The sequence below is a fragment of the Rodentibacter trehalosifermentans genome, from assembly GCF_002000545.1.
Lineage (GTDB): Bacteria > Pseudomonadota > Gammaproteobacteria > Enterobacterales > Pasteurellaceae > Rodentibacter > Rodentibacter trehalosifermentans.
Genome location: NZ_MLHL01000045.1, coordinates 24,406 through 36,010, shown reverse-complemented (window position 1 = coordinate 36,010; position 11,605 = coordinate 24,406). Strand labels below are relative to the sequence as shown.

Here is an 11,605-nt window from a genome sequence, read left to right as displayed (position 1 = left end):
ACAAAAATATCGTTTATTTACGCAGGTTGGTTTAGGAGGATTCATTAAAACCAAAAAATCAGAAAGAATTTGTTCCGAAGATGAAAGAAAAGCATTTTTTTCAATTAATCAACTGAGAGCGGATTTTCTTATTATTGATCGTTTTGGAAAGCCGGTATTAGTAATTGAATATCAAGGAACAGGGCATCGATTAAATAATTCAACAGATCGGGATACAAGAAAACGTTATGCTTGTAATAAAGTAGGCATAGAACTAATTGAAATTTTAGGTAAAGAAGATCAGAGTTATTTAAATAAAGTGATTTTGTTTTTAGATAATCACCAAAATAAATTAAGATAAGGATTAAATATGATAGAGATAAGTCAAATCAACTGGCAAAAAGTCGATAATTTACTACCCGTTATCGTCCAAAACGTAACAACGTGCGAAGTGCTAATGCTCGGTTATATGAACCATGAAGCATTGGAAAAAACCTTAAATGAAAAGCGGGTGACTTTCTATTCACGCACCAAACAACGTTTATGGACAAAGGGAGAAACCTCAGGCAATTTTTTAAATGTGGTGGATATGAGCTTAGATTGTGATAAGGATACTTTGCTGATTTTAGCCAATCCTATCGGAGCGACTTGCCACACGGGAGAGGAAAGTTGCTTTCATCAATTTGACACCCAATCGGAAGGGGATTGGACGTGGTTTAGTAAATTGGAACGCACGCTTGCTGAGCGAAGAAATGCCTCTCCTGAAACCTCTTACACCGCACAACTTTATGCGAAAGGCACGAAGAAAATCGCCCAAAAAGTCGGGGAAGAAGGGGTTGAAACCGCTTTAGCAGCGATGACAGGTGATTCCGAAGAATTAATCGGTGAATCGGCGGATTTGGTTTATCATTTAACCGTGTTATTACATCATCAAGGGCTGGAATGGCAGGATGTGATTGCAAAATTGCAAGAACGCCACAAAGGGATAGGGTTACATCCGGAAGGTTCAAATAAATAACGCTGTGGAATAATCTGTGTTGTGTTACAATTCGCACCGGTTTTTTTGAAGTAAAGGTAAAAGTAGTATGAAAAAATTATTATTCGTTATTGTCGGTGCATTGATCGTTTCAGCTTGTGCTAATAAAGATGTGTATTTTAATGGTTCGGAAGGCTCTCATTCAGGAATGAAATTTGATAAAGATACTCGTCATTGGGGCGTAAATCGTTAATAACAGTGTAAAAAGTGCGGTCGATTTTGACCGCATTTTTTTGGTTATAGTTAAATATATTCAATGGGTTGGGGATAGCCAATTTCAACGCTCAATGCCCGATCAGAAATCACAAGGTTTTCCCGATTTTTGATAAAAAATCTTGAGGTCATTACTTTTTCGCCATCGTTGAGGAAAATTTCTATAATCGAACGATCAAAGAAAATTTCCACAGTGCGAAGATCAACGATTTCACAATAGCGTTGTTCACCGAATTTCTCCATCAATTCCGTTTGTTCGGATTGACTGCGATCCAAACAAACTAATCCGTTTTCATAGGATAGCTTCAAGGTTTCGCCTTTTTCATTAGTGAAGAAAGATAAGTTGAAAGGTTGATTTTCCGCATCAAATTTTAAATAGGCACGCTCCAAACCCTCAATAGTAGTTTTTTGTTGCAAAAACCGGGTTGAAAGTGCGGTCATATTTTCATAAATTTTGGCTATCGGGCGTTGGTATAAGCGATTATTTTCAAGATGGATTTCTCGTGGCATCGTGAGGGCTGAGTGCCATTTGAATTGATCGGTCGGGTAAGTCAAATCCGGTAAGCCGATCCAGCCAAACATTATTGTGCTTGTTTTATTTTCCAAACCACTAAAGGTTTGAGGAGCATAGAAATCAAAGCCCTGATCCAGTTCGGCAATGTGTTCAGCATCTAGTACATTGCCGTTTAATTGCCCAACTGCATAAGTTGCGTGATAGTTATTTTGGAATTGATGGGTTTCGCGATCTTTACCTTGTGGTGACCAGATGAAAATATCCTTGCCGCTCAATGTCAATAAATCCGGGCATTCCCACATAAACACATGCTGATTATTAAAATCGGGGAGTGATAGTTCACCGATTAATCTCGGCGTATCATCCAAATGATCCATTTCAAAAATAATTGCTGTTCCGGTGAGATTTTCACGTTGCGCACCACAAACAAAACGGATTTTTCCTTCTTTTGTGAAGTAAGGTTTCGGGTCGCGCACATGCTCAGTGTAACCTTTTGGGGCATTTTCGATGAGCGGACGTTTGCTCAACAGTTTTCCGTTTAAATCAAAAATCGCCAAATTTTGATAAGGCACACGTTGATTATCTATTGTGCGGCGGGTATTGCCGGTGTAGAACATCGCCAGTTTATCACCTACTTTTAATGCCCCACCGGAGTAGCAACCATGAGATTCAAATAACTCACAAGGGATTAAATTATCGGCGGTTTGGTAGGTTTGGAAATCAGTCGTGATAAAATGCTTCCAATGTTTCATTCCGTGGATTGCATCGAAAGGAAACCATTGATAAAAAAGGTGATATTTTTCGCCATCAAAAATCAGCCCATTCGGATCGTTTAGTAAACCGGTGGGTGGTGCCAGGTGGTAGCTGGGATAGAAATCTTTGTCGCTTTCTACCGTTTTACGTATTTTATCAAGCTCGCCTTGTTGTGCCGCGAGAATGCTTTTGTATTTGCCGTTGTTGAAGATAATCATCGTTGTCCTATTTTGGGTAAGTTTCGTTTAAACAAGTATAACGGGCATTCATTTTTTCCGCCCATGATTTTAATGATTCCATGGCGGAATGCTTTGTAGCGTAAGTCCAATCATTACGGAATAGTAGAAAATCAATGGCACAAACCGTATTTATCGTACCGATATTGAGCTCTTCACCGAATAAATCAATGGATTTTTGAATTGCTATAAGACTTTGTTCCGTTCGTTGAAAAATTTGTTGATGGCGTTCTAACCACCATTCTGATTGGGGGCGTAGGCGTTTTTCCGGTATCACCGATATTTCGTTTTCTAAGATACCATCAGCTAAATAATGTAAGCGGAGGATTTGCCAACGTTGCTCTCCACTATCATAAAGTGAAGGTTGTGAACCTAAATGATCGAGATATTCTGCAATCAGAGAACTGTTATATAACCATTCGCCGTTTGCCATTTGAAGTGCAGGCAAGCGCCCAAGAGGATTATATTGATTGTGTGGCGAATTTTTATCCATTCCGCTTGTCGCTTGTAGAAATTCAATTTGATTTTGTAATTGGTGATAATGAATCACACTGCGTACTTTTCGAGCGTAAGGGCTGGAATCAGAATACCATAGTTTCATAAAATACCTCTGTTTATGACCGCACTTTAACAGAAGGTGAGTGAGATAAACTCACACACCTTAGGATTAATTTGTTAAAAATTCAGCCAATTGTGCTTTATTTGGTAAAGCTGACATTGCACCTTTTGCCGTTGTTGCCAACGCACCACAGGCATTCGCTTGACGTATAATTTTTATCAGTACATCATTTTCTTTCCAATTGTCATGTTGGGAAAGTCCGGCTAATAACCCGCCTACAAAGGCATCACCGGCCCCGGTGGTGTCGATAGGTTTTAAGGCTTTGCCGGCAACAACATCTTTTTTCCCCGCAAGGTGATACAACGCACCGTCTTTGCCGAGGGTGACGATAATCAGTTTTTCCGGATAAAGTGCGGTAATTTTTTCAAAGGCTTTTTCAAGACTGTCCGTGTTGGTTAAAAGGGTGAGTTCTTCCTCGGAGAATTTCAATACATCTGCCAAGGCAACCGCTTCCATCACCACTGTTTTCATTTCTTCTAGGCTAGACCACAGGGATTCACGTAGGTTAGGATCAAAGGAGAAAAATCCGCCTGCTACTTTGATTCGGCGAATTGCTTCAAAAGTGGCTTCTCTTGATGGATTATTAATGAGGGCGATGGAGCAGCAATGTAGCCATTCACCGGCTTGAAAAGGAGGAAGATCGCTGGTCTGTAGAAATTGATCGGCACTTGGATTCACCATAAAAGTGAAACTGCGTTCACCATTGTCAAGTCCGACAACCACCGTTGAGGTGCGATGTTGCGGATCTAAAATCATATGGGCGGTATCCACATTTTCGGCATTTAAGGTCTCTTGCATAAATTGACCGAGAGGATCGTTTCCCACTCGACCAATAAAGGCACTTTCACTCCCTAGACGTGCGACACCCACGGCAACATTTGCCGGCGCACCACCTGCACAACGTAAATAATGATTCTCACCGTCCGGGATAAGATCCACTACGGCATCACCGGTTACCCAAATTTTTTGACTCATAGTATTTCCTTTTTGAGCGGGAGCGAACCATCGCCCCATTAATGATTAAAAGTATGGATTTGTATTATTCATCTTAAAAAATAACCGCACTTTCAAAAAGCGCGGTCAATTTTAGCGGTGTTTTTATTATTCCACCGTTACTCGTGCAAATTTTCGTTTACCCACCTGATAAACATTCGTGCCTTTTGGTGCGTTTTCTTTCAGATTCTCAACTTTTTCACCATTGATTTTTACACCACCTTGTTGTGCGGCACGAATGGCTTCGGAGGTGGACGGTACTAAACCGGCATCTTTTAATAGCGTAGCTAAACCAATTTCACCGGCAAAGGTAAATTCCGGCATTTCTTCCGGCATTGCACCTTTTTGGAAACGGTTGATAAATTCTTGTTCCGCCGCATTTGCCGCTGCTTCATCGTGGAAACGGGCAATTAATTCTTTGGCGAGTAAAATTTTCACATCACGTGGGTTTTTACCATTTTTCACATCCGCTTTTAATTGTTCAATTTCACTCAATGGGCGGAATGAAAGAAGATTATACCAATCCCACATTAACTCATCGGAGATAGACATCACTTTTCCGAACATCTCATTTGGTGCATCGGTAACGCCAATATAATTGCCTAGGGATTTTGACATTTTTTTCTCACCGTCTAAGCCAACAAGTAATGGCATTGTGATAGCCACTTGCGGTTTTTTACCGGCTGATTTTTGTAATTCACGACCCACTAACAAATTGAATTTTTGATCGGTACCGCCAAGCTCTACATCGGCATCAAGTGCCACGGAATCATGCCCTTGTAACAGCGGATAAATAAATTCGTGAATCGCAATAGGTTGATTATTGGTGAAGCGTTTTTTGAAGTCATCACGTTCTAACATACGGGCAACCGTGTAATTGCTTGCAAGGCGGATCATCCCTTCCGTACCTAACTGACCTAACCATTCGGAATTGAAGACAATTTTAGTTTTTTGCGGATCAAGAATTTTGAAAATTTGTTCTTTGTAGGTTTCTGCGTTACGTAATACATCTTCACGACTAAGAGGCGGGCGGGTGGTGTTTTTACCTGAAGGATCGCCCACCATACCGGTGAAATCACCAATTAAGAAATAAACATCGTGACCAAGTTGTTGGAACTGACGTAATTTATTAAGTACGACAGTGTGTCCTAAGTGAATATCCGGCGCAGTAGGATCCGCACCTAATTTTACTTTTAACGGACGGTTTTCTTTGAGCTTTTCGATTAAATCCGTTTCAGAAAGAATTTCATCTGTACCACGTTTAAGTTCGGTAAGAACAGTATTAATGTCAGTCATTGTTTATTTCCTAATGATAATTTGAGGTGCTTTATTATAGGGAATCTTAAAAATTTGTGAATAAAAAAAACGCCTATTTGTGGGGAAATAGGCGGGAATGTTGGAGTGATTATCGCTGAGTGTTTTTAACTGAAACCAGCTTATTGTTATTGGAATGATTAGATGATAATTATTATCAAATACTTTGTCAATAAACAAATGCAAATAATTATCACAATTACTGTATTTAGTCAGAGTGTTTGTCTTTTTTTCTGTAAAATATTAACATTGTGAACATTTAAGTAAAAAAATTAGATATTTATCTATGTATCGGAATCAATTATCTCCTCATCAAGCTAAATATTATGCTTGGTTACTTACTCGTCAGGCTGAAAATGGTAGTATTGACTCTTTAGCAAGCACTTTAGTCGATTCGCAAGTGGATTTAAACCCGCATCAGGTCGATGCCGCTTTGTTTGCCTGCCAAAATCCTTTGTTAAAGGGTGTGATTTTGGCCGATGAAGTCGGCTTGGGCAAAACCATTGAGGCAGGCTTGGTGATTTTGCAGCGCTGGGCGGAGCGCAAACGCCATATTCTGATTATCACTCCCGCCAACCTGCGTAAACAGTGGCATCAAGAATTGCAGGAAAAATTCGGCCTGCAAGGCATGATTTTAGAAGCTAAAAGCTATAACGCCGCCAAAAAAGAAGGCGGCAACCCTTTTCGCCAAGATGTGCCGGTTATCTGTTCCTACCAATTTGCCAAAGCCAAGGCGGAAGATATTAAGGCAATCGGCTGGCATTTGGTGGTGATGGATGAAGCGCACCGCCTGCGCAACGTCTACAAAAAAGGCAATGTCATCGGCAAAACCTTGCAAGAGGCGCTGGCAAATGTTTCCAGTAAAGTCCTGCTCACTGCCACGCCTTTGCAAAACTCCCTGCTGGAGCTTTACGGGCTAGTCAGCATGATTGACGAACGCGTTTTCGGCGATGTGGACAGTTTCCGCAGTCAGTTCGGTGCCAAAGCCACCGAGCAAACCTTGGCAAACCTACGTCAGCGCTTAAATCCCGTGTGCAAACGCACTTTGCGCCGACAAGTTCAGGCCTACGTTCCCTATACCCAGCGACTTGCCATCGTGCAAAGATTCACGCCGTCCGAGCAGGAGCAAGCTTTCTCTTCATTGGTTGCCGACTATCTGCGCCGCCCGAATCTGCAAGCCATGCCCGAAGGTCAGCGGCAGCTGATTTCCTTGGTGCTATGGAAACTGCTTGCTTCCAGCAGCCGCGCCATTGCAGGCGCCTTGGATACCATGAGCAAGCGCTTGCAAGGCGTGTTGGATCAGTCCAAGCCGCAAGATTTGGTGGAAATCCTCGATGAAGACTATGAAAGCTTGGATGAAACCGCCGAAGAATGGGAAGAAGAAACTGAAACCAATATTCTCACGACAGGCGAATACCAAGCCATTGCCGATGAAATCGAAGAACTCAAACACTTCAAAACATTGGCCGAAAATATCCGCGAAGACGCCAAAAGCCGTGCCTTATTAACCGCGCTTGAGCGTGCCTTTGCCGAACTTTCCCGTCTGGGCGCCGCGCAAAAAGCCATTATCTTTACCGAATCCAAGCGCACGCAAGATTATTTGCTGCAATGCCTTTTGACAAGTGAATACGCAGGTGAAAACGGCGAAGGCATCGTTTTGTTCAACGGCACCAACAGCGATGAAAAAGCGCAAAAAATCTATAAAAACTGGCTCAAACGCCACGAGGGTAGCGACAAAATCACCGGCTCCAAAACCGCCGACACCCGCGCCGCGCTGGTGGAATATTTCAAAGAGCAAGGCACGATTATGATCGCCACCGAAGCGGGCGCAGAAGGCATCAACCTGCAATTTTGCTCACTCATCATCAACTACGATTTGCCGTGGAACCCGCAACGCATCGAACAGCGCATCGGCCGCTGCCACCGCTATGGGCAAAAACACGATGTGGTCGTGGTCAATTTTGTGGATGAAAGCAATGAAGCCGACGCCCGCGTGTACGAACTCTTGGAGCAAAAATTTCAACTCTTTAACGGCGTATTCGGCGCCAGCGACGAAGTATTGGGCGCCATCGGCTCCGGCGTGGACATCGAGCGGCGCATTGCCGATATTTACCGGCATTGCAGGCAGTCAGAAGACATCAAAGCCGCCTTCAACGAACTGCAACGCGAGCTGGCAGGCGAAATCAACCAAAATATGGTCAAAGCACGCCAGACCCTGCTGGAAAACTTTGACGAAGAAGTACGCGACAAACTGCGCCTCCGCGACCAACAAAGCCGTGATGCACTCAAAAAATACGAACGCATTCTGATGGATTTAACCCAAAACGAATTGGCACAGCATGCCGATTTTGATGCAGAAGGGTTTACGCTCAACAGCCTGCCTGAAAACCTTTCAGACGGCCTCAACACCGTTGCCTTAGGGCGTTACGAGCTGCCGCGCAAAAGCGGCGAAGCCCATCTCTACCGCATGGGCCACCCCTTGGCGCAAGCCATCATCGAACACGCCAAAAACCGCGCCTGCCCAAGCGTGCGCCTGCAATTTGACTATCAGGCACACGGCAGCAAAGTCAGCACGCTGCAAGCCTATCGCGGCCAAAGCGGGCAGCTTGCCGCCAAACTCATCAGCATCAGCGCATTGAAAGACACCGAACAGCATCTGCTGATTGCCGCCGTTACCGACAGCGGCGAAGCCTTGGCAGCCGACGACCCCGAAAAACTCTTGAAACTGCCCGCCCGAGTGCTCGGTGCAAGCGCACAAACAAGCATTCAGACGGCCTTGGCTGCCGATATCGACCGCCGCCGCCAGCAACTGCAAAACGACGCCATCAACCGCAATCTCGGCTACTTTGAGCAAGAAGTGCAAAAACTAGACGACTGGATGGACGACCTCAAACACGGCTTGGAGCAAGACATCAAAGAAACCGACCGAGAAATCAAAGAAGCCCGCCGCACCGCTGCCACCGCCGCTACGCTGGAAGAAAAGCTCGCTTGGCAGAAAAAACAGCGCGAACTGGAAAACAAGCGCAGCAAACAGCGCCGCGAACTGTTTGACAAACAGGATGAAATTGAAAACCAACGCAACCAACTGATTGAACAACTGGAAGAGCAGTTAAAGCAAAAGGTTGAAGAGAAAGAGTTATTTTTTATTGAGTGGGAGATGAAGTAATGGGATATCCAGGATCAAATTGGTGGAAGTTTGATTTTCATAATCATACGCCAGCATCAAGCGATTACAGAGATAATGCGTTGGTACCACGTGATTGGCTGCTTGCCTATATGCGCTCAGGCATGGACTGTGTTGCTATTACCGATCATAACTGTGCTAATTGGATTGATAGTCTAAAAGATGAATTAAATAGAATGAAGAGCGAGCAGCCACGGCATCCAGATTATCGTGATTTGTATTTATTCCCAGGAGTTGAATTAACAAGTTCAGATGGGATTCATGTTCTCGCAATTTTTGATCCAGCAGAATCTGCATCCAAGATTCACGGGATATTGACATTAAGTCAATACAATAACGAGGTAAATAATGCTCATGGTATGTGTAATATGGGAGCTTCTGCTATTTGTGATCATATTCATAGTCATGGAGGTGTTGTTGTTCTGGCTCATGCGGAAGAGATAAATGGTTTATTTAACTCAACGACTACAGCGTGGGAATTCTCACCACGATCAGATCGTGTAATTGAACAAGTTTTGGAAAAAGCTGATGCTATTGAGATTCATGACAGGAATGCCCAAGCCGTTCAGCATTTCGCTGGCAAACTTGAAAGACGGGTAATTGTTAATGGCTCAGATGCTCATAAAACAAGTAACGCAGGCACACGATGGGTTTGGTTGAAAATGGCACGCCCCAACATTGAGGGATTAAAGCTTGCTTTATTAGACCCAGAAAGTTCTTTATTGCAATCAGAAAAAGAACCTAAGGTGCCTTTGTGTAGAATTACTTCTTTGCAAATAGAGCAACTTCACCTAAGACGGCAGTCTTTGAGCATTGATTTTAGTCCTTGGTTTAATGCCATTATTGGAGGTAGAGGAAGTGGGAAATCAACATTATTAGAAGCGCTTCGATTGGCTGTTGCGCGCGAAGTAGATATTCGGGAACTTGGTAATTCAGATGAGAGTGATGTCGTTCGTGCATTTAATCGATTCAGGGCTTTAGGAGGAGAACGGGGTAATTCTGGGATGGTGCGGCAAGATACGGTATTGAAAGCCAACGTTGAAAAGTACGATCCATCGGCAGGCACTAAGGAAACATATTCTTTCACATGGACGCCTAATGAATTTCAAGCGCAGCGGCTAGAAGGTGATATGTGGCAAGATACTGGATTGAGTGTTGAACAAGCCGCAAAAATTTTCCCTGTTAAAGTTTTTAGTCAAAAACAGATTTTTGAATTGGCAGAGCGCCCCAGTGCCTTGCTTAATTATATTGATAGAGCGCCTGAGGTTGGATTTCATGGTTGGAAAGAAGAATATAAAAAATTATGTCAAGACTTAAGAGAGTTGCGTCTTAAAGAGCGCACGTTGATGTCGTCTGTTGGAAAAAAAGCGGAGCTGGAAACAGAATATCGAGAAATATCTCGTAAGACACTTGCGTATCAACAGTCCAATATAGCTGAGCAGGTTAAGCAATATCAAGAAAATCAGAAAGCTCAGAATATAGTTAGTGATTTTGTTGGGCAGCTCTTAGCCCCTATTAATGGGATTCATTCAGTATTACAACAAAATATTTATAAACAAATTAGGCTTGGGGATATTCCCTTGCAAGATTCAGACCTTTCTAAGATTCAGCAACAAGCCGAAATGGTGATAAATGAATTAGATGCAAAATATCAACATATAATTCAGATTGCTGGGGAGATGCGGCAGCAAGTTGATGTATTTAAGCAAAGCCAACCGGTTATTGAATGCCTTCAGCAAGCCAGTTTAGCAATTTCTAATTATCAAAACGAAGTGGCCAGATTGAAAGCAGAGGGTATAGGCACAGCTCAAGAAGCTGAAAGTGCCCTAAAAAGAAAGCAAGAGTTGGAGGCTGAGCTAACCAAAATAAATGATCAGCAAGATGCTTTAATTAATGTGCGGAGACAAACTATTAAAGCTTATGCACGGTTAGATATGCATCGTAGAGAATTGACAAAATTGCGTCAGAATTTTGTGGATAATGTTCTTGCTGATAATCCAAATTTAAGAATTACAATTTGTGGACAGGCAGATATAGAACAATCCAACGATGCGTTTCGTTCAATTCTAAGATTGCAAGCAACTTCCTTCCAAGAAAATATTTTTGCTATAGATGATAGTGGAAATAAAACAGGATTGCTTAGCAGATTGGTAAGTAATGATATTTATGACCCAGTACATAAAAGAGTTGCAAACTTAAAAATAGGTCTTTTGGAACGCAGTAATAATATTCTAGGTCAAGTCGTGCATGGCAAGCTTATTACCGCAATAGGCAAACTTAGCCATGATGATGAGAATGCGTTGTTAGAATGGTTTCCCCACGACTTGGTAAAAGTAGAATTTAGGCGTAATAAGCATGATTCATTCCAATCATTGGAGCGAGCTTCTGCGGGACAGAAAACATCTTCAATTTTATCTTTTGTGTTGTCGCATGGTAATGAGCCATTGTTGCTAGATCAGCCTGAAGACGACCTTGATAATGCGCTAATTTCAGAATTGGTTGTTGATCAAATTCGTAATAATAAGTTTCGTCGTCAGATTGTCATTGTGACTCATAATCCAAATATTGTTGTTAATGGTGATGCGGAATTGGTGTTGCCAATGGTGTTCACTGGTGGGCAAATTCAACAAAATGATGCTGGTGGATTGCAAGAACGAGCTGTACGAGAACGAATTTGTAACATCATGGAAGGTGGTAGAGCTGCATTCTATCAGCGTTACAAGCGAATACTTGAAGATTTGGATTTAATTAATTAAGTGAAACA

The 11,605-nt window shown here is 42.6% G+C and carries 9 protein-coding genes; 5 read left to right on the top strand and 4 right to left on the bottom strand.

Features of this window, described 5'->3' with window-relative positions; translation table 11 throughout:
* The 3 genes from BKK52_RS08410 to BKK52_RS13335 all read left to right on the top strand — a co-directional run.
* Nucleotides 1–340: DUF2726 domain-containing protein (locus BKK52_RS08410; protein WP_077478490.1), on the top strand; the 340-nt coding region annotated here is incomplete at its 5' end.
* A 12-nt stretch (nucleotides 341–352) separates the two neighbouring features.
* Nucleotides 353–997, top strand: a complete 645-nt coding sequence (hisIE, locus tag BKK52_RS08405) for a bifunctional phosphoribosyl-AMP cyclohydrolase/phosphoribosyl-ATP diphosphatase HisIE (protein ID WP_207551842.1) — start codon at nucleotides 353–355, stop codon at nucleotides 995–997.
* Nucleotides 998–1,064: 67 nt separating this feature from the next.
* Nucleotides 1,065–1,208, top strand: coding sequence for a membrane lipoprotein lipid attachment site-containing protein (locus BKK52_RS13335; RefSeq protein ID WP_122983457.1), 144 nt, complete (start codon nucleotides 1,065–1,067; stop codon nucleotides 1,206–1,208).
* A 50-nt stretch (nucleotides 1,209–1,258) separates the two neighbouring features.
* Here BKK52_RS13335 and BKK52_RS08400 read toward each other — a convergent pair whose 3' ends face one another.
* From BKK52_RS08400 to tyrS, 4 genes are all read right to left on the bottom strand, one after another.
* Nucleotides 1,259–2,713: a glycoside hydrolase family 32 protein gene (locus BKK52_RS08400; protein WP_077474577.1), complete on the bottom strand. Its 1,455-nt coding sequence runs from the start codon at nucleotides 2,711–2,713 to the stop codon at nucleotides 1,259–1,261.
* A 7-nt stretch (nucleotides 2,714–2,720) separates the two neighbouring features.
* The gene (locus BKK52_RS08395) at nucleotides 2,721–3,332 is read right to left on the bottom strand and encodes a glutathione S-transferase N-terminal domain-containing protein (protein ID WP_077474576.1); all 612 of its coding nucleotides are present in this window, start codon (nucleotides 3,330–3,332) and stop codon (nucleotides 2,721–2,723) included.
* A 66-nt stretch (nucleotides 3,333–3,398) separates the two neighbouring features.
* Nucleotides 3,399–4,325: an aminoimidazole riboside kinase gene (locus BKK52_RS08390; RefSeq protein WP_077474575.1), complete on the bottom strand. Its 927-nt coding sequence runs from the start codon at nucleotides 4,323–4,325 to the stop codon at nucleotides 3,399–3,401.
* 126 nt (nucleotides 4,326–4,451) lie between these two features.
* Nucleotides 4,452–5,639, bottom strand: a complete 1,188-nt coding sequence (gene tyrS, locus BKK52_RS08385) for a tyrosine--tRNA ligase (RefSeq protein WP_077421894.1) — start codon at nucleotides 5,637–5,639, stop codon at nucleotides 4,452–4,454.
* Between the two features lie 304 nt (nucleotides 5,640–5,943).
* Here tyrS and BKK52_RS08380 point away from each other — a divergent pair, with 304 nt between their 5' ends.
* Both BKK52_RS08380 and BKK52_RS08375 read left to right on the top strand, forming a co-directional pair.
* Nucleotides 5,944–8,823, top strand: coding sequence for an SNF2-related protein (locus BKK52_RS08380; RefSeq protein ID WP_077478489.1), 2,880 nt, complete (start codon nucleotides 5,944–5,946; stop codon nucleotides 8,821–8,823).
* The gene (locus BKK52_RS08375) at nucleotides 8,823–11,597 is read left to right on the top strand and encodes a TrlF family AAA-like ATPase (protein WP_077478488.1); all 2,775 of its coding nucleotides are present in this window, start codon (nucleotides 8,823–8,825) and stop codon (nucleotides 11,595–11,597) included. The genes BKK52_RS08380 and BKK52_RS08375 overlap by 1 nt, the downstream gene beginning before the upstream one ends.
* The last annotated feature ends 8 nt before the right edge of the window (nucleotides 11,598–11,605 follow it).